The 17596-nt window shown below is 67.0% G+C and carries 17 protein-coding genes; 10 read left to right on the top strand and 7 right to left on the bottom strand.

Annotated features, from left to right (window positions below; genetic code table 11):
* Positions 1-75: 75 nt before the first annotated feature.
* Genes MSB02_RS09690 through MSB02_RS09675 form a run of 4 tightly spaced genes read left to right on the top strand, consistent with a single transcriptional unit; the run spans position 76 to position 5332 of the window.
* On the top strand, positions 76-594 hold the full coding sequence (locus MSB02_RS09690) for a MarR family winged helix-turn-helix transcriptional regulator (RefSeq protein ID WP_052515578.1): 519 nt from the start codon (positions 76-78) through the stop codon (positions 592-594).
* Entirely contained in the window at positions 591-2315 is a 1725-nt protein-coding gene (locus MSB02_RS09685) for an ABC transporter ATP-binding protein (protein ID WP_267195040.1), read from the top strand. The genes MSB02_RS09690 and MSB02_RS09685 overlap by 4 nt, the downstream gene beginning before the upstream one ends.
* Positions 2312-4357 carry an ABC transporter ATP-binding protein gene (locus MSB02_RS09680; RefSeq protein WP_267195039.1) on the top strand — a complete coding sequence of 682 codons (2046 nt, stop codon included), beginning with the start codon at positions 2312-2314 and terminating at the stop codon, positions 4355-4357. The genes MSB02_RS09685 and MSB02_RS09680 overlap by 4 nt, the downstream gene beginning before the upstream one ends.
* A 30-nt stretch (positions 4358-4387) precedes the next feature.
* Positions 4388-5332 carry a calcium/sodium antiporter gene (locus tag MSB02_RS09675; protein ID WP_267195196.1) on the top strand — a complete coding sequence of 315 codons (945 nt, stop codon included), beginning with the start codon at positions 4388-4390 and terminating at the stop codon, positions 5330-5332.
* Positions 5333-5372: 40 nt separating this feature from the next.
* Here MSB02_RS09675 and MSB02_RS09670 read toward each other — a convergent pair whose 3' ends face one another.
* Complete coding sequence (locus tag MSB02_RS09670) at positions 5373-5543, bottom strand: hypothetical protein (RefSeq protein ID WP_267195038.1); 171 nt, start codon at positions 5541-5543, stop codon at positions 5373-5375.
* A 227-nt stretch (positions 5544-5770) separates the two neighbouring features.
* On the opposite strand from MSB02_RS09670, the gene MSB02_RS09665 reads away from it, so the two are divergent.
* Positions 5771-6421, top strand: a complete 651-nt coding sequence (locus MSB02_RS09665; RefSeq protein ID WP_267195037.1) for a potassium channel family protein — start codon at positions 5771-5773, stop codon at positions 6419-6421.
* Between the two features lie 10 nt (positions 6422-6431).
* On the top strand, positions 6432-7136 hold the full coding sequence (locus MSB02_RS09660) for a potassium channel family protein (protein WP_267195036.1): 705 nt from the start codon (positions 6432-6434) through the stop codon (positions 7134-7136).
* Between the two features lie 34 nt (positions 7137-7170).
* Here MSB02_RS09660 and MSB02_RS09655 read toward each other — a convergent pair whose 3' ends face one another.
* The 4 genes from MSB02_RS09655 to MSB02_RS09640 form a co-directional block, all read right to left on the bottom strand.
* Entirely contained in the window at positions 7171-9054 is a 1884-nt protein-coding gene (locus MSB02_RS09655) for an APC family permease (protein ID WP_267195035.1), read from the bottom strand.
* 79 nt (positions 9055-9133) lie between these two features.
* Complete coding sequence (locus MSB02_RS09650) at positions 9134-9733, bottom strand: M48 family metallopeptidase (RefSeq protein ID WP_267195034.1); 600 nt, start codon at positions 9731-9733, stop codon at positions 9134-9136.
* Complete coding sequence (locus MSB02_RS09645) at positions 9730-10398, bottom strand: ABC transporter ATP-binding protein (RefSeq protein WP_267195033.1); 669 nt, start codon at positions 10396-10398, stop codon at positions 9730-9732. Before MSB02_RS09645 ends, MSB02_RS09650 begins: the two co-directional genes overlap by 4 nt.
* 8 nt (positions 10399-10406) lie before the next feature.
* Positions 10407-11558: an ABC transporter permease gene (locus MSB02_RS09640; RefSeq protein WP_267195032.1), complete on the bottom strand. Its 1152-nt coding sequence runs from the start codon at positions 11556-11558 to the stop codon at positions 10407-10409.
* A gap of 33 nt (positions 11559-11591) precedes the next feature.
* Here MSB02_RS09640 and MSB02_RS09635 point away from each other — a divergent pair, with 33 nt between their 5' ends.
* From MSB02_RS09635 to MSB02_RS09625, 3 genes are read left to right on the top strand one after another with little or no spacing between them, the layout of a single operon-like run.
* A complete protein-coding gene (locus MSB02_RS09635) occupies positions 11592-12581 on the top strand; it encodes a prenyltransferase (protein ID WP_267195031.1) in 990 nt (329 codons plus the stop codon).
* 36 nt (positions 12582-12617) lie between these two features.
* Positions 12618-12914: an acylphosphatase gene (locus tag MSB02_RS09630; protein ID WP_267195030.1), complete on the top strand. Its 297-nt coding sequence runs from the start codon at positions 12618-12620 to the stop codon at positions 12912-12914.
* Positions 12914-13528 (top strand): phosphatase PAP2-related protein, encoded by a 615-nt coding sequence (locus MSB02_RS09625; RefSeq protein WP_267195029.1) that lies wholly within the window; start codon positions 12914-12916, stop codon positions 13526-13528. The genes MSB02_RS09630 and MSB02_RS09625 overlap by 1 nt, the downstream gene beginning before the upstream one ends.
* 3 nt (positions 13529-13531) lie before the next feature.
* Here MSB02_RS09625 and MSB02_RS09620 read toward each other — a convergent pair whose 3' ends face one another.
* Complete coding sequence (locus MSB02_RS09620; RefSeq protein WP_267195028.1) at positions 13532-13984, bottom strand: MarR family winged helix-turn-helix transcriptional regulator; 453 nt, start codon at positions 13982-13984, stop codon at positions 13532-13534.
* A gap of 213 nt (positions 13985-14197) precedes the next feature.
* On the opposite strand from MSB02_RS09620, the gene MSB02_RS09615 reads away from it, so the two are divergent.
* Positions 14198-14479 carry a hypothetical protein gene (locus MSB02_RS09615; protein WP_267195027.1) on the top strand — a complete coding sequence of 94 codons (282 nt, stop codon included), beginning with the start codon at positions 14198-14200 and terminating at the stop codon, positions 14477-14479.
* A gap of 29 nt (positions 14480-14508) precedes the next feature.
* Here MSB02_RS09615 and MSB02_RS09610 read toward each other — a convergent pair whose 3' ends face one another.
* A complete protein-coding gene (locus MSB02_RS09610; protein WP_267195026.1) occupies positions 14509-17547 on the bottom strand; it encodes a PAS domain S-box protein in 3039 nt (1012 codons plus the stop codon).
* Positions 17548-17596 lie beyond the last annotated feature (49 nt).

The raw sequence follows: 17596 nt of genomic DNA, 5'->3' as shown, positions 1-17596 counted from the left end.
AGAGGTTAGATTAGCGCCCTAACTATTAGTCACCTAACCATATGCACGCCGCACGACAGCCACACGGGAGCCCCCATGACGCATCACATGCATCCCCACCATCCGCCCCACGATCCGTTCAGCGTGGGACTCGAAGGCGTCGACCCCCTTTCCATGGACGTCTTCAAGGCGTTCAAGCGTTCGATGGTGCTCAACCGCCATCTCATGGCCATGAGCCTGTCAGGCGAGGAGTCGCATCCCGGCCAGGCCGGCTGCCTCCTGGCCCTCTCGCATCACGACGGCATGAGCCCGAGCGAGCTTGCCGACGTGCTCCATGTGTCACGTCCCACAGTCACCACGATGCTGCAGCGTATGGAGACGGCCGGAGCCATCGAGCGTCGCACCGACGAGCACGACCAGCGAGTGACGCGGGTGCATCTCACGCCACGCGGCCTGGAGCTGGCCGGGCGCATGCGGATGGTGCACGCGGACGTGATCATGACGACCATCGGCCGGCTGCAGGAGGACGACCGACACGAACTGCTGCGTCTGCTCTCGCTCCTCAACGAGCACGCCGTCCAACAGCTCCGAGAGATAGAAGGGGGCCGTTCATGAGGCTTGTCAGATTCCTCAGGCCGTACCGCGCGCAGATCGTGCTGGTGATGGCGTTGGTGCTGCTTCAGGCGCTCGCCAACCTCTACCTCCCCGACCTCAACGCGAACATCATCAACGACGGCGTCGCCAAGGGAGACACGGCGTTCATCATGCGCGAAGGCGCGGTGATGCTCGGCGTGGCGCTCGTCCTGGGCGTGATCTCCATCATCAGCGTCTACTGGGGCGCGCGCACCGCGATGGCGTTCGGCCGCGATCTGCGGCATGACATCTTCCGCACCGTGCAGAGCTTCTCCCTGGCCGAGATGAACCGCTTCGGCGCGCCATCGCTCATCACGCGCACCACGAACGACGTCCAGCAGATCCAGATGCTCGTGGTCATGGGGCTCAACGTCATGGTGATGGCGCCGTTCATGGCGGTGGGAGGCGTGATCATGGCCATTCGGCAGGACGCCCCCCTCTCCCTCATCATCGTGGTGGTGATCCCGCTTCTCGCGGTCGTTCTGGGATTCCTCGCGCGCAACGCGATGCCGTTGTTCAAGACCATGCAGAAGCGCGTCGACCGCGTGAACCAGGTGATGCGTGAGAAGCTCGCGGGTATCCGCGTGATCCGCGCCTTCGTCCGCACGCGCTACGAAGAACAGCGCTTCGACGTGGCCAACCGCGAGCTCTCCGAGACCATGCTCGCGGTAGGCCGACTCTTCGCGCTGATGATGCCAGCGGTCATGGCGATCATGAACCTGACGCTCGTGGCCACGATGTGGTTCGGCGGGCTGCGCATCGACAGCGGCGCGATGCCGATCGGCAACCTCACAGCCTTCCTGACATACATCATGCAGATCCTGATGTCGGTGATGATGGCCGCGTTCATGTTCGTGATGGTCCCGCGGGCGGCGGCTTCGGCCGAGCGCATCAACGAGGTCCTCGACACTCAGAGCGGGCTCGCCGACCCCGCTGAGCCGCTCGTGCCGACGACCGACCGGGGCGTCGTGGAGTTCCGCGACGTCGAGTTCCGGTATCCGGGGGCCGAGGCGCCCGTGCTCGCGGGCGTGTCGTTCACCGCCGAGCCAGGCAAGACGACCGCCATCGTGGGAAGCACCGGCAGCGGCAAGTCCACGCTCGTCAACCTGATCCCGCGCTTCTACGACGTCACCGGCGGTCAGCTCCTGGTGGATGGCGTCGACGTGCGCGACATGGCGCAGGCCGAGTTGTGGCGGCGCATCGGGTTCATCCCGCAGAAGGCGTTCCTGTTCAGCGGGACGGTGGCGAGCAACCTCAGGTACGGACGCGATGAGGCCACCGACGAGGAACTCTGGCACGCACTGGGGATCGCGCAGGGCAAGGGGTTCGTCGCCGCGCTCGAGGACGGTCTCGACGCCCCGATCACGCAGGGGGGCACCAACGTCTCCGGCGGCCAGCGCCAGCGCCTGGCCATCGCGCGGGCGCTCGTCAAGCGCCCGTCGGTCTACGTCTTCGACGACAGCTTCTCCGCGCTCGACTTCAAGACGGACGCGGCGCTGCGCGCTGCGCTCTCCCGCGACACAGCCGACGCGACGGTCATCATCGTGGCGCAGCGCGTCAGCACGATCATGCACGCGGACCTCATCGTCGTTCTCGAGGAGGGCCGCGTGGTAGGCATGGGCACCCATGACCAGCTCCTTGGCTGCTGCCCCACCTACGGTGAGATCGTCAGTAGCCAGATGACCGAGGAGGAGGTCGCATGAGCGCCGGCACCGAGCGACAGAGCGGCGGCGCTCCCGCCCCCGGTCCCGGACGGGGCCCGCGTGGACCGATGATGGGACCGGGAGGCCACGGGCTGATGGCCGGCAGCGCCTCCACCAAGGACTTCAAGGGATCGCTCAAGCGGCTCGCCGGCTACCTGAGGCCAGAGGCGACGAAGCTCGTGCTCGTGTTCCTGCTCACCGCGCTGAGCGTGGCCGGCATGGTAGCGGGGCCGCGTATCCTCGGCTCGGCCACGAACGTGCTGTTCGAGGGCGTCATCGGCACCGCGATGGCCGAACGGCTCCCCGAAGGCGCCACCAGCGAAGAAGCGGTAGCCATGCTGCGCGCGGGCGTCGAACAGCTACGGGCGAGCGGCCAGGATTCGGAGGCCGACCAGGCCGAGCAGCTCGCGGACATGTTGTCCGGCATGGACGTCACGGTGGGCGAAGGCGTCGACTTCGGCATGGTGGCGCGACTGCTGTCGATCCTCGCAGGCGTCTACCTGCTCGCCTCCGCCTTCAGCTGGGGCCAGGCGTACATCATGGCGGGCGTTACCCAGCGGACCATCTACAACATGCGCAAGCAGGTCGACGAGAAGCTCGCCAGGCTCCCGCTCACGTACTTCGACCAGAACTCCCGCGGTGACACGCTCTCCCGCGTCACCAACGACATCGACAACATCGCGCAGACCCTGCAGCAGCAGGCCGCGCAGATCCTCAACTCGGTCCTCACGATCGTGGGCGTCCTCGGCATGATGCTCTGGGTGAGCCCGCTCCTCTCGGCCATATCGCTGCTCGTCATCCCCGCCTCGCTCGTGGTGACGGTGCTGATAGCACGCCGGTCCCGCACGCAGTTCGCGGCGCAGTGGGAGCGTACGGGGAGCCTCAACGGACACGTGGAGGAGATGTTCACGGGTCACGGCATCGTGAAGGTCTTCGGCAGACAAGCCGAGGCCATCGAGGTGTTCGACCGCGAGAACGAGGGGCTGTACGACGCGTCCTTCCGTGCCCAGTTCATCTCAAGCACGATCCATCCCTCGCTCCACTTCCTCAACAACCTGAACTACGTGGGAGTGGCGATCATCGGCGGACTCAGGGTCGCGAACGGCCAGCTCAGCCTGGGCGATGTCCAGGCGTTCATCCAGTACTCGCGGCAGTTCAACCAGCCGATCGTCCAGACCGCATCGGCGGCCAACGTGTTGCAGTCGGCGGTCGCTTCGGCCGAGCGCGTGTTCGAGCTGCTTGACGCCCCCGAGGAGGTGGCCGAGACCACCGCTCCGACACGCCTCACGGATGTCCGTGGCCACGTCGAGTTCCGGGACGTCACGTTCAGCTACACCGAGGACACCGGACTCATAGAAGGCCTCAGCCTCGAGGCCCTGCCGGGGCAGACGGTCGCCATCGTGGGCCCCACGGGCGCCGGCAAGACCACGCTCGTCAACCTGCTGATGCGCTTCTACGAGCTGCAGGACGGTGCCATCCTGATCGACGGTGTGGATACACGCGACATGACGCGCGACGACCTGCGCACGGCCTTCGGCATGGTGCTGCAGGACACGTGGCTGTTCAAAGGCACGATCCGTGAGAACCTCGCCTACGGTCGTGACGAGGTAGATGAGGTCGAACTGATGCGCGCCGCCGACGCCGCCCACGTGGACCACTTCGTCCGCACCCTCCCCGACGGTTACGAGACGGAGCTCAACGACGACAGCTCCAACATCTCGCAAGGACAGCGACAGCTCCTGACGATCGCGCGCGCCTTCGTGGCCGACCCGCCGATCCTCATCCTCGATGAGGCGACCAGCTCGGTGGACACGCGCACCGAAGCGCTCATCCAGGAGGCGATGGAGCGGTTGATGAAGGGGCGCACGAGCTTCGTGATAGCCCACAGGCTCTCCACCATCCGCGATGCCGACCTCATACTCGTGATGAACGAAGGGGCGATCGTGGAGCAGGGCACGCACGACGGCCTGATGGCTGCTGGCGGATTCTACGCGGACCTGTACAATAGCCAATTCGCAGAAGAGCTCGACGAAGCCGTCTAGGCCACGCCAGGGAGACCGACGCCCGTGAACATGTACCTCGCCGCCATACTCGGATTCGTGCTGCTCTTCGGCGGCGGCGAGGGCCTCGTCCGCGGCGCCGTGTCCGTGGCCCGCAGGTTCGGCCTGTCGTCGCTGCTCATCGGGCTCACCGTCGTGGCGGCTGGCACCTCCGCGCCGGAGCTCCTCGTGAGCGTGAGCGCGGCGCTTCAGGGCAACGCCGACATCGCCATCGGCAACGTCGTAGGCAGCAACATCTTCAACGTGCTTGCGGTCCTCGGGATCTCCGCGCTCATCGCCCCGATCGTGGTGAAGCCCGCCGAGGTGAAGCGTGACACGCTGGTGATGGTCGGAGCCATGCTGGTGCTGGCGGCCGTGTCTCTGACCGGACTCATCACCCGCCCGATCGGCCTGTTCCTGGTCCTCGGGCTCGTGGGCTACACCTACTACTCGTATCGAACGGAGCTCAGGGAGAAGCCTGCCCCGTCTGCGGAGCTGCACGAGCACGAGGGCGAGGAGTTCGAGGGGCCGGGAAGTCTGTGGCTCGGCATCCTCTACATCGCGCTCGGCCTCGGTGCGCTCGTTGTCGGATCGGACCTCCTGATCACAGGAGCGACCGGCATCGCCCGAACGTTCGGCGTTCCGGAGACGGTGATCGGCCTCACCCTCGTTGCCGTAGGCACTTCGCTGCCCGAGCTCGCCACAAGCATCGCGGCCGCGTTCCGCGGGCACTCCGACGTCGCCGTAGGCAACGTCCTCGGCAGCAACATCTTCAATGCTTTGCTCATCATCGGCACGACCGCCATGGTGCGTCCCATCGGCGTGGCCGAGAGCATCGCTTGTGTCGATGTGTGGGTGATGACGGGAGCGGCTCTCGTGCTCGTGCCGCTACTGGTAAGGAACGGCCGCATCGGCCGCCGCGCGGGCGCGGTGCTCACCGCCGCCTATGCGACGTACGCGGTGCTGCTCCTTCTCTAACAGCACCGCGTAGCCGCGCATCATCGGAACCCCGGTCCTCCTACGGATGGACGCCCGACCACGGAGCGCCCTGCTCGATGCCGGGCGCATCGAGCCATCCCCACCCTGGGTCGCCTCCGCTACCGCCGTGCGCCCAGGCCATCGTGCTCGTTGAGAGCACGAACGCCAGAGCGATCGCAGCGAAGACGAGGGGGCGGGTACGCCTCTTCATGCCGGTTCACCTCCCCGACGGGGCCGCACGATGGTGCCTGCGTGCACCGGCGCTCGTGCGGCGTATCCCCCCGCCCACGACACGAGAGGCAGTGGGCGATGAGACTTCGTACCCGCACGTGAAAGGCGGTAATCCCGTCGGCATGGTTTGGCTGGTCCGGGCGTGAGGGGTAGCATTGTCGTACGCGGAGCCGGGCGCTCAGGCCCGATCGGACCCCGGGAGCACACATGCATGTCGTCATCGGCGGATACGGGCGCGTGGGCCGCTTCCTCGCGTTCATGCTGGAGGAGCACGGGCATTCGGTGGCGGTGATCGACCGCAATGCGGAAGCTTTCGCCGAGGCTGGTCATGACATCAAGGGCCGGCGGATCACCGGTGAGGTCTTCGACCGCTCGACACTCGAGAAAGCCGGGATCCGGCACGCCGGGGCGTACGCAGCGGTCACGAGCGGTGATAACAGCAACATCGTGAGCGCCCGTGTGGCGCGTGAGCGGTTCGGCGTCCCCTGCGTGGTGGCACGCATCTTCGACCCCCACCGGGCGGTGATCTACGAGCGCTTCGGCATCCCCACCGTCTCCGGCGTCAACTGGTCGAGCGCCATGCTGCTGGCCAGCATTCTGGAGCCCGAGGTCAAGATACGTGCGGCATACGGTGGAGGCGAGGTGGTGACCATCACCGCCGATGCGTCCACGCAGCTCACGGGCAAGATGGTGAGCAACGTCGACTATCCCGGGAAGTTCTCGATATCGGCGGTCGTCCGTGATGGCGTGGCGCACCTCGCGGAGCCGCGCATGGAACTCATCAAGGGCGACAGGCTGAGCATCACCGTGACGCGCGACGCCCTCCCGGAGCTCAAGAAGCTCCTCGACCTGGACTGAGGAGGACGCGATGCGGATCGTGATAGTGGGCGGCGGCAAGACAGGGGCGTACCTCGCCGAGCGGCTGCATCGCGAGCACACCGTGGTGCTCATCGAGCAGCGCCGGGAGCGTGTGGACGTGCTCAGGTCGGCACTGCCCGAGGTGGACACGATACACGGCGACGCCTGCGAGCCCGAGGTCCTCGAATCGGCGGACGTGAGCGACTCCGACATGGTGATCGCCGTGACCGGTGACGACGAAGACAACCTCGTGGTCGCCATGCTCACGAAGGTGCTCGAAGGCGGCACGGTCTACGCGCGCGTCAACCACCCCCTCAACGAATGGCTCTTCGACAAGGAGTGGGGTGTGGACGTGGCGGTGTCCTCACCCGCGATGCTCTACGGACTCATCGGCCGCGACCTTGTGTTCGGCGATGTCGTACCGCTGCTCGATCTCCAGGCGGACGACGTCCAGGTCGATGAGGTGCGGCTCCCGGAGGATGCGGAAGCCGTGGGCAAGACGCTCGCCGACATCGCGCTCCCCGCCAACGTCACCGTGATGGCGGTGATCGCCGCCGGCGGCGGCGTCCGCGCGGCCAGAGGCGAGACCCGCCTTGAAGCCGGCGACCAGCTCCTGATCCTCGTCCAGGGAGCCATGGACAGCGCAGCGGTCCTCGAAGCGCTCGGCACCGGCAAGACGGTGCCCGAGGCGCGAGGCGGGAGCGACGCCGGCTGAGGATGGCCGGATGTCCCACCGGGCGACGGCCCGATCAGTCGGCGGCTTCAGACCTGTCCGGCGGAATCGCGCACGAGAGCGGCGTGCATGGTTCGTCGATGCGGTACGGCACATCGGTGAGTATCACGCCGGGCTCGCCGAAGAGCTGCTGCTTCAGGAACAGCGATGTCTGGTCGTGGAGCACCGCGTCCCCCACGTTCTCCGCTGCGTACTCGGGCAGTATCACCGTGACCACGTGGTCGCTCGTCGGCCGAGGAACGGACCTGATGTGGCCCATGATCGGCGCGAGGATCTCCCGGTACGGCGAGTCGATGATGGTGAGCTTGATGCCGAAGCCCGCTGCATCCCATCGCCCGCGGAACTCATCGGCCGTGCCGTCGATGTCCACGTAGACCGCTTCGATCCGATCGGCCTTGAGGCTGCGCGCATAGCGGAGTGCGCGGATGAGCCGCCGGTCGATCGCCTTCACGAGGACGACCACGTGGTTGTGCATCCGGTTGTACGACTGCCAGTCGAGATCGGCGTACTCGTCGGGTCTGATGGCAAGATCGCGTCGCACGCGGTCGTACTGCGCGCGGACCCACAGGAAGCCCCCTACGATCGCCGGGATCAGGATGATCACGACCCACGCGCCTTGCGCGAACTTGGCCACAGCCACTACCAGTGTCACCACGCCCGTGGCAACGGCCCCCAGGGCCGGCAGAGCCAAGGAGCGCTGCCACCCGGGCTCTCGTACCCGCAGATGGTGGCGGATCATGCCGGCCTGCGAGAGGGTGAACGACAGGAACACCCCTATCGCGTACAGCGGGATCAGACGCGTGGTCACACCACCGAACGCCATCAGCAGCACGGCGGCCGCGATGGTTAGCAGGATGATCCCGTTGCTGAACACCAGCCGGTGTCCCCGGTCACGGAGCTGATGCGGCAGGAAGTCGTCGTCCGCCACGAGCGACGAGAGCCGCGGGAAGTCCGCGTAGGCGGTGTTCGCCGCGAGCACCAGGATCGTGGCGACGCTCGCCGAGATCACGTAGTACAGCCATCCCGTGCCGAACATCGACCGGGACAGCTGGCTGATCACCGTCTCGGTCTCGGAAGGCTGGACCCCGGCAAGCCGGGAGAGCGCCACCGTGCCGAGGAACAGGAACAGAAGGATAGCCGCCATCCACGTGAGCGTTGTCGCGGCATTACGCTCTTCGGGCTGCCGGAACGCCTGCGCGCCGTTAGCTATCGCCTCGATGCCCGTCATCGCGGTGCATCCGGACGCGAAGGCCTTCAGCACGAGGAACAGCGTCAGCGACTGCACCGCCTCCACGGGGTCGCCCGGTGCGGGAACGGTGAACGGCTGACCGAGAGCGAAACGTACCAACCCCACGGCGATCATCACCCCCATCAGAGCGATGAAGACGAACGTGGGGCCAGCGAACAGGGCACCCGATTCCCGGGTCCCCCGAAGGTTCGCGACGGCCAGCGCAACCACGAGGGCCACCGCGATCGGCACCGTGTAGCGCAGCAGACCGGGGAACGCCGAGGTGATAGCCGCCACTGCGGCCGAGATCGAGACGGCCACGGTCAGCGTGTAGTCCACCAGGAGCGCGGCGCCGGCCACCAGCCCCGGAACGGTGCCAAGGTTCTCCTTGGCCACGATGTACGAGCCTCCGCCACCCGGGTACGCCCGGATGGTCTGGCGGTACGAGAGCACCACCACCACGAGCAGGATCCCGATCCCCGCGGCGACCGGCAGCGTGAAGCTCAGCGCACCCGCGCCCGCGAGAGCGAGCATCAGCATGATCTCGCCCGGCGCGTATGCCACCGACGAGAGCGCGTCGCTCGAGAACACCGCGAGCGCAACCGGGTTGCTCAGTCGCTGCCGCATCGCGTCACGGTTGTGCAGAGGGTCGCCCAGCAACAGGCGCTTCACGGGGCCGGGCATCATCCTGCCTATCGTGTCGACACTGATCCACCAGCGCCAAGCGTACCGCACGATGGTGCGCAGCGGGTCACGATAGTCCCCGCAGTTGCCGCCTGCGCTCGCGCCATTCCGGTACGTACCGCTCGAGCTGCGCGTAGAACCGGGGTCCGTGACCGCGCTCGCGCAGGTGGCACAACTCGTGGAAGATCACGTAGTCGAGGCACTCCACAGGAACGCGCACGAGGCACGTATTGAGCGTGATCCTGCCCGAGGGGGCGAAGCTCCCCCACCGTGACCGCATCTCACGAAGACGGAGCGGCGGCTTGTCCTCCCCGGGCGCCGCGAAGTGCGCCCAGCACGCGTCGTATCGCTCTCTGAAGAGACCCCGGGCGCGCTCGATCTCGGCGGGGCTCAGCGGCTCACGCACGTGTCCTCCACGCGCGGCGATCTCCGCACGCTTCCTGGTCAGCCACCCCGCCCTCGACCGCGCGAACCGCTCGATATCCCGGAGAGGCATGCGCCTCGGGGCGCGCGCCCGTACAGTGCCGTCGGGCGAGATGGTGAGAGCGAGCGTGCGCCGATCGGTGCGTAGCACCTCACAGGGGATGCACTCCGCACCGTGCACGATCTCGATGAGGGCGGAAGGCTCGCTGGATCCGCCGCGCCCGCACGCGCCCGCCTTCGTCACGAAGCGACGACCCTGCCGTCCCGGATGGTCAGTTGCTCGTCCGCATGCGCGGCCATCCGGGGATCATGGGTCACCATCACGCAGGTCATCGCCCGGTCGTGGACCTGGCGCTTCAGCATCTCCACCACCTGGAAGCCACGCTCCGTGTCGAGGCTCGCGGTCGGCTCGTCCACGAGCATGATCTCCGGGACGTTCATCAGGGCGCGCGCTATCGCGACGCGCTGACGCTCACCGCCGGAGAGGAGCGCGGGCCGGTGCGACGCCCGGTCGGTGAGGTCGAACGACGCGAGCAGTTCGTCCGCGCGGTCCCGGTGCTCCTGCCGTACCCGCCCCGAAAGATGCGGTACCAGCAGCAGGTTGTCACGCGCGGTCAGGTAGGGCACCAGGTGGTGCTCCTGGAACACGATCCCGATGTTCTCGCGCCGGAACCTGGCCGCCTCCCTGACGGTGCGGAGATGCACCGGATGCCCGCCGATGACGATCTCGCCCGAGGTGGGGGTGAGCAGGCCCGCGATGATCGAGATGAGGGTGGTCTTGCCCGAGCCGGAAGGACCGAGCAGCGCGAGCAGCCTGCCTCTGCCGAGCGAGAAGGAGACGTCGTCGAGCGCCGTCACCTGCGTCCGGCCGGTGCCGTATCTCTTGGTGATGTTCCGTATCTGCAGCATGTCGCCCCCTATGCCGAGGTGCGGCCGAGGGCCGTTGCCGGGTCCACTTTGAGGATGCTCCTGAGCGAGAACAGACTGCCAAGGTAGGCCGTACCGAAGACCGCGGCCACCGCCACCGCCCATCTGCCCGGGTCGGGGTCGAACGCCATCATCGGCGGCATCCCGGCCCCTACGCCCAGGGCCAGAAGCGTGCCAGCCGCTGTGGCAACGGCCACCAGCACGGTGATCTGCAGGAGCAGGTCGCGATAGAGGAACGCGTTGGACGCCCCGATCGCCTTTATCGCGGCGATCTGCGAGGTCTTGTGAAGCGTGGTGATGTAGAAGAAGACACCCACGAGAAGAGCGCCGATGACCACGGAGACGCCCTGGATGCCGGCCATGGCCATGATCATCTCCGGCATGCCGTTGCCCGCACGCGCAGCCTCGACCGGCCCCGCAACGGTGTATTCACTGCCGAGGCGGGCCTGGACGTCCTCGATCGTCACACCGTCCTCCAGGGTGATCGCTGCCACCGACGCGCTCCCCTCGAACTCCTCGGCCATCCTCGCGGCCGCCACAGGATCCGATCCGCCTTCATCGGCCACGCGGCCGAGCACGGAGGCCACATGCAGCTCCTGCCAGGTGGGAAGGTCGACCCATACCGTGGGGACCATCACGTACCGCCGTCCCTCGGTGAATCCCACCACCACGAGTTCGGCATCCACCGGTGTCAGGACGATCGTGTCCCCGATCTCGACCCCCTCGAGCCGGGCGGTCTCGTCGAGCACCGCCTCCCCCGGGCCTACGTCCCCCGTGCCCTCGATGATCGGCAGTTGGCCGAATCGGCTGCCGAGACCGAACACGCGCACATCGAACGGATCGGAGACCGATCCCACGGAGGCGTAGGTGTGACCCACCCCGTACGCGTCGGCCACGCCCTGCGTGCCGGCGACGACGTCCATGTCGGCAGCGGAGAGTATGCTGCGCTCGAAGGTGGGATAGGTGTCCTTCTGGAACACGAGCGCGTCGGCGTCGAGCGAGGACTTCGCACCGGACATCCCGGTGAGCAGCCCCTCCGACATCGCCGTGGTGACCATGATTAGCGAGACGACCAGCGTGATCGCAGTCGCGATCAGCGCGAACTTCAACTTGCCTCCGAGCAACTCCTTAAGTCCGAGCATCGCTCTCCAATGGTCCGCTCACACGATGTCCAGATGGTAGCGGAAACCGTCGCGGGATGTTGCGGCACGCTGCGCGTTCGTGTCTACTGTCCTGATACGGTGCACATCGTGGAGGGGGGCTCCCGGGTGTTCAAGAAGTACGTTCTGGAGACGCGACCTCAGTTCCTCACGCTCGCGCTCGTTCTGGTCGTGCATGGTTCGGCACTGGCGGCGTGGCACGGCTCGATCCACATCGGACGCTCGATCCTCGCGGCGATCGGACTCATCCTGTTGCAGGCGAGCGTCAACGTCTTGAACGACTGGCACGACTGGACGAGGAGCGGCATCGATCACGACACCGTGCAGACACCGTTCTCGGGCGGGAGCGGCATGCTTCCCGCCAGGGACCTGGAGCCGCGCGAGGCGCTCATACTCGGCATCGGCACACTCCTGGCAGGCTCCGCCATCGGGCTGTATCTCGCCTGGGCGGCCGGGTGGGAGCTGCTGATCATCGGGCTGGTGGGCGCGGTGCTCGTGGTCCTCTACACGCCGGTGTTCACCCGGACGGGCCTGGGCGAGATCATGGCCGGTGCGGGCCTGGGCATCCTGCCTGTCGTCGGCACGTACTTCCTGATCACGGGAGGCTTCGACACGGCAGCCTGGGTCTCCGGGATCCCTGCCACGCTGCTCACCTACAACCTCCTGCTCCTGAACGAGTTCCCTGACACGACTGCCGACACCGCAGGAGGCCGTCACCACATGGTGGTGCTCCTGGGCAAGCGCCGCGCGCGCTGGCTCTACGCGGTGGCCGAGGCCGCGGCGTTCGTCGTCATCGTCATCGGCGTGGTGACCGGCATCCTCACGCCGTGGGTGCTGCTGGCGCTGGTTGCCGCCGTGCCGGCAGCCAAGGCGGTCACGATCGCGATCAGGGAGTACGATGGGTTCGAGGAGCTCATCCCGGCGCTGGGCGCGAACGTGCAGGCTCTCCTGGGGGTCAACGTGCTCATGGCCGCCGGATATGCGATCGCCGCACTGCTGGGCTGAGCCGCAGAGCGGGCGCATCGTCATGGAGGGCTCGAGATGGGTGGACCGCCACAGGATCCCGGGCGCCGCGTGAGGGCGCATCTGAGCATCACCGGCGTCGTGCAGGGTGTCTATTACAGGGCGAGCGCCGCGGAGGAAGCCCGGCTGCTCGGCATCGACGGCTGGGTCCGCAACACCGCTCAGGGGGTGGAAGCCGTGCTTGAAGGTGACCGGGTACCGGTGGAGCGTATGATCGCCTGGTGCCACGAGGGGCCGGCCCACGCGGTGGTGGGTGACGTCGCGGTCACGTGGGAGGAACCCGTGGGGCTGAGCGGGTTCGGCATACGGGCCTGATGCCAGTGGCCTCCCGTGATCTCATACGGCGCACCGCGGTCGTGTCGGTCATGGCCGCTGCTGCCGTCATCGCCACGGAAGCTGCCAGCCGGGTCATCGCATCACGCTTTCCCGACCGCCCCGCCGCTCCCGACCTCGCCTACGAGGTCCTGCCGCACGTGCCTGCCGCAAGCTACCTCACGCTGGCGGCGATGGTCGCGCTTCTCCTCATGCTCGGGGCCCGGCTGATCAGGCGTCACCCCGCGCACATTCCCGAGTACGTCGCGTCGGTCGCGCTCATGTACCTGCTGCGCGCCGCGCTTACCATGCTCACCCCGCTGGCGCACGACCGGGCAGGCTCGGTGCTTCCGTTCCCGCTGTTCGAGAACGGCCTGTTCCCGTCGGGGCATACCGCCGTGGTCGTGCTGCTCCTGCTGCTCGTGGGCCGCCGCGAAGCGCCGCGTCTGCACACAACGGGTGTGGCCCTGCTCGGGGTGATGGCGATCACCATGCTCGTCTCACGCGGACACTACTCGATCGATATCGCCGGAGGAGCGCTGCTCGCCTACTTCGTCTGGCGTGAGTGGTCGGACGAAGGGCTGTTCGGGCCGCTCAGAGCCATGGTGCGTCCGTAGGCCTCAGAGAGCGCCGCCGTTGCGGGCGGCTTGCGCGAGAGCGCCCAGGCCCCGGGCCAGCGCGTGAACGTCATCATCGTCCAGCGAGCCAAGCCATTGATGCACATGTTCCCGTCTGCCCTGGCGCAACCCGGACACGAGCTCGCTCCCCTGCTCCGTGGTGGTGACCACCACGCGGCGCCTGTCGCCCGGGTCGGCGTCTCTGCTGACGTACCCCCGCCTGACCAGCTGCTCGACCACCTGGCTGGCTGCCGGTTCGCCGATGCCGAGCTCACCGGCGAGTCCGGTGATCGAGCGGCCATCGCCGCTTGCGATCGCGACGAGCGCCTTGAGCTGCGCCGCTGGCAGACCGAGCTCCAGCCATGCCGAGAGATTCACCTTGTGGAGCTCCTCGTTGACAGCGTGGAGCCCGCGCACGATCTCACGCTCATCGCGCTCCCGGATCGTCTCGCTCATGCGCACCCTTTCGCTCGTGGCCGCGTATGGAGCACGCAACCGTTCGGCGAACGATTACATCACAGATTGCGATTGTTTCACAAGACATGATATATTTGAGTTTCTCCGAACGATCAGTGCCGACATCCCCGGGCACACCTGGCTGCAGATCACGCGGCGCGGCCTGTGCGGGAGTCCGGCACTCTGCGGGTCTACCGAACGGAAGTGTGGAGAATGTACAACTCGCCCCAGCGCCTACAGAACGCCAAGACGGCCGAGCTCGAGGCCCCCGTCGAATACGACGATGGAGGCAGCGGCATCCTTGAGGCGTGCAGGAGCCGGTTCGGCTCGGCGGGATGCAGCATCTCGTGCGACGCGAGCCACACCGTCTGGGTGAAGCGTCCCGACGGGACCAAGTCGGTAGGACTCCCACAGTGGATGGCAAGCCGATACAGCATGGAGAAGCTGCTGGCCGACGTGGAGGTCAAGCTCGACCTGCATACAGTCGCGCACTAGAGACCGGAACCCGCCCCGGTATCACCCCGTCAGCGCGGGAGCGTGAGCGTGAACGTGGAGCCCGCGCCTTCCTCGCTCGCCACATCCACATCTCCGCCAAGGACCCGCGCGAGCTCCCGTGAGATCGACAGGCCGAGTCCCGTGCCCTCGGGTACAGCGCCCGACGCCACGTCGCCCTGCGTGAACGGCTCGAAGATGTTGGCGACCAGGTCGGCCCGTATGCCCGGACCCGTATCGGACACGCAGAGCCGGATAGCCTTCCCGTCATCCGCGGACACCCGCAGTTCCACGTGGCCCTCCTCGGTGAACTTCACGGCGTTGCCGCCGAGGTTGAGGAGGATCCGCTTGACCTTCATCCGGTCGGACTCGATCTCCATCTCCTCATCCAGCGGAGCCACCCGTAACTCGAGTCCTGCGGCCTCCACCAGAGGACGCAGGATGTCCGCCACCTCCATGACGAGCTCGTTGACCCCGAATCGCTCGCTCTCCACGCTCATCCGGCCGGCCTCGACCCGCGTGAGGTCGAGCAGGTCCGTGATGATCGACAGCAGATGGCGTCCGGCCGAGTGGATCATCCCCACCTCGGCAGCCTGCTCCTCAGTGAGGGGACCGGCCACGCCGTCCTTTAGCACCGCCGAGAAGCCGATGATGGAGTTGAGCGGCGTGCGCAGCTCGTGGCTCATCCGTGCGAAGAACGCGGTCTTCGATTCGGTCGTACGCTTGAGTTCCGCGTTCGTCTCCTCGAGTTCTCTGGTGCGTTCGGCCACAAGGTCCTCGAGGTGCTGGCGATACCGCGCGAGCTCGGCGGCCGCGCGCTTGGCCTCGGTCACGTCTCTCACGAAGACCACCGCGCCGGGCAGGCCCCCGTACACGATCGGCGCGCCGCTGGTCTCGACATCGATCTCGGTGCCGTCGAGCCGCACATGCACCATCTCCATAGCCGGCTGAGATTCCCGGTCCTCGTTCAGCGCCCTGATGCGCTCGTCTATCGCGTCATGGAAGCCCGTGCCGAAGCGATCCATGACCGGTTGGCCCACGAGGTCTGCAGCCGACCTGGCGCCGTAAAGGCGAAGCGCCGCCTGGTTCGCATACGCGAAGCGGCGGTCGGTCTGCACGAATATCGCCACGGGCGCCGTTTCCACGAGGGTACGGAACCGCTCCTCGCTCTCACGCAGTTCCTGTTCGCGCTCCCTGCGCTGTGTGATATCCGTGAAGATCGACATGTTGTAGGTCTCGCCGCTCACCACCACGGGTGTGGTGGCGACCGCCACCCATCTCGTGTCGCCGTCCTTGCGCGTGATCTCGACCTCGACGTACGGCAGCCCGCCCTCTATCGCCTCCACAGCCAGACGCATCGCCCGGTCCTTCGCCTCGGCCGAGGGGTACACGAGGTCGAACCAACCACGCCGCTCGACCTCCTCCCTGCTGAAGCCGCTGATCTCCTCCATCGCGCGGTTGTACACCAGCATCCTGCCATCGGGATGACCTACCGAGATGCCCTGCTCGGTCTGCTCGATGAGGGCGCGGAATCGCTGCTCGCTGTCCAGCAGCAATCGCTGTACGAACAGGCGCGCGAACGTGACGAAACAGAGGTTGGCGAACGACTCGACCACACCGCGTGGCATCTCCAGGTCCTGCGTGCGCCGGAGCACATGGACACTCGCGTAGGCCACGTACGAGTCGGCTATCCCAACGCTCCAGAACTCTGTGATCCCGAAGGTGCGCTCGAGCGTGGCGGCCACAGCGCGGGGGATCTCCCGGCTCGCCACTTCCGTGAGGCCGCCCTCGATGCGCTGCATCCTGCCGGCGACGAGGACCTTCCGATATGCGGGAATGAGCGGGTACGTGCGCCCTTTGACCGTCCATCCGGTGATGCGCTCCCCCGCACGCAGGAGGTCGGCATCCACGCCGATGACGTCGCGGGTGATCAGAGCGTCACCGCTGGCATCCACCTCGTTCACCAGAACGATATCCCCGGGGAACACCGCTGCGAAGAAGTCGTGGACGATCCTGAACACCTCGTCGCGATCTCTCGCGCGCAGCAGGCGCCCGCTCGCCGAGGCGAGCAGTTCGGCCTCCACCGCCCGGCGCTCCACCGCATCGTTCGCCAGCCTCATCTCGGTGATGTCGGTGATGACGCCGGATATCTTCAGCGGCGTCCCCGTGGCATCACGATCGCTCACAGCGCCGAGCACCTGATACCAACGGTAGTGGCCACTGGCGTATTCCCACCTGAAGACACGGGGCGCTTCACCCTCCTGGCTCTGGATGAGCGCGCCCAGGCTCGCCGCATGCACCGGACGGTCGTCCGGATGCATCCCCCGCAACCATTCCTCGGGAGCAAGGCACACAGGTCCGTCGCCACGGCCCAGGAGCTGAGCGGCTTCGGTCGACAACGTGAACACGCCCGACTCAAGGTCGGTCTGCCACGCGCCCTCGTCGGCCGCCGCCATCGCAAGGCGCAACCGCCGGCTTTCTTCGGCAAGCTCCACTCGCGCCCGCTCGCGGTCCATCTGGTCGATCATCATCCGTGCGGCGATCGCGTTGGCCAGCGGGAACAGCGTGAGAAGCAAGGGTCCCACTTCACGCACCACACGCAGCGCCACTTCTGCCGGCAGGAGCAGGTACTGGACGCCGAGCATCAGCAGGTGTACCGCCAAGCCGAACGACACCAGGTCGATCATCCGTAGCGAGGTGAGGCGTCCGCCGCTGAACCGCCGGAGCGCAACGCCCACTGCCGCCGAGGTCACCACCGTCACAACGCCGGGGACCACCCCGGCGCCGCCGAGGAACACGCGGTATGCGCCGGCCAGCGTGCCGGCGATCAACGCGACCGGAGCGCCCCCGAAGAGCCCTGCCAGACTCATCACGATCGAGCGGCCATCGTAGATGATGCCTTCCGCGAACCGGAACGGCATCAGCATCCCTACGATGGCGACCGACCCGTAGAGGACGCCCGACGCGAGCGCGCTGAGACGGGGGTGGGCGTCGAGCACGCGCGAGAGATATCGCTGCGCGGTACCCAGCATCACCACGAGCGCGACGTTCTGTATGAGCGTGAGAACCATCCGCCCCGTCTCTCCATACACCGCCACCGGCCGTGACGCGCTCCAATCA

The sequence above is a fragment of the Anaerosoma tenue genome, assembly GCF_023161965.1.
GTDB classification, from domain to species: domain Bacteria; phylum Actinomycetota; class Coriobacteriia; order Anaerosomatales; family Anaerosomataceae; genus Anaerosoma; species Anaerosoma tenue.
Note: the sequence above shows the minus strand (reverse complement) of the source record. Positions and strands in the feature narration are given on the sequence as shown.

What these genes read in the sequence shown, in the direction of transcription:
- MSB02_RS09690 (WP_052515578.1), top strand. Translation starts at nt 76, where the DNA reads ATGACGCATCACATGCATCCCCACCATCCGCCCCACGATCCGTTCAGC.
- MSB02_RS09685 (WP_267195040.1), top strand. Translation starts at nt 591, where the DNA reads ATGAGGCTTGTCAGATTCCTCAGGCCGTACCGCGCGCAGATCGTGCTG.
- MSB02_RS09680 (WP_267195039.1), top strand. Translation starts at nt 2,312, where the DNA reads ATGAGCGCCGGCACCGAGCGACAGAGCGGCGGCGCTCCCGCCCCCGGT.
- MSB02_RS09675 (WP_267195196.1), top strand. Translation starts at nt 4,388, where the DNA reads ATGTACCTCGCCGCCATACTCGGATTCGTGCTGCTCTTCGGCGGCGGC.
- MSB02_RS09670 (WP_267195038.1), bottom strand. Translation starts at nt 5,543, where the DNA reads ATGAAGAGGCGTACCCGCCCCCTCGTCTTCGCTGCGATCGCTCTGGCG.
- MSB02_RS09665 (WP_267195037.1), top strand. Translation starts at nt 5,771, where the DNA reads ATGCATGTCGTCATCGGCGGATACGGGCGCGTGGGCCGCTTCCTCGCG.
- MSB02_RS09660 (WP_267195036.1), top strand. Translation starts at nt 6,432, where the DNA reads ATGCGGATCGTGATAGTGGGCGGCGGCAAGACAGGGGCGTACCTCGCC.
- MSB02_RS09645 (WP_267195033.1), bottom strand. Translation starts at nt 10,398, where the DNA reads ATGCTGCAGATACGGAACATCACCAAGAGATACGGCACCGGCCGGACG.
- MSB02_RS09640 (WP_267195032.1), bottom strand. Translation starts at nt 11,558, where the DNA reads ATGCTCGGACTTAAGGAGTTGCTCGGAGGCAAGTTGAAGTTCGCGCTG.
- MSB02_RS09635 (WP_267195031.1), top strand. Translation starts at nt 11,592, where the DNA reads ATGGTAGCGGAAACCGTCGCGGGATGTTGCGGCACGCTGCGCGTTCGT.
- MSB02_RS09630 (WP_267195030.1), top strand. Translation starts at nt 12,618, where the DNA reads ATGGGTGGACCGCCACAGGATCCCGGGCGCCGCGTGAGGGCGCATCTG.
- MSB02_RS09625 (WP_267195029.1), top strand. Translation starts at nt 12,914, where the DNA reads ATGCCAGTGGCCTCCCGTGATCTCATACGGCGCACCGCGGTCGTGTCG.
- MSB02_RS09620 (WP_267195028.1), bottom strand. Translation starts at nt 13,984, where the DNA reads ATGAGCGAGACGATCCGGGAGCGCGATGAGCGTGAGATCGTGCGCGGG.
- MSB02_RS09615 (WP_267195027.1), top strand. Translation starts at nt 14,198, where the DNA reads ATGTACAACTCGCCCCAGCGCCTACAGAACGCCAAGACGGCCGAGCTC.
- MSB02_RS09610 (WP_267195026.1), bottom strand. Translation starts at nt 17,547, where the DNA reads ATGGTTCTCACGCTCATACAGAACGTCGCGCTCGTGGTGATGCTGGGT.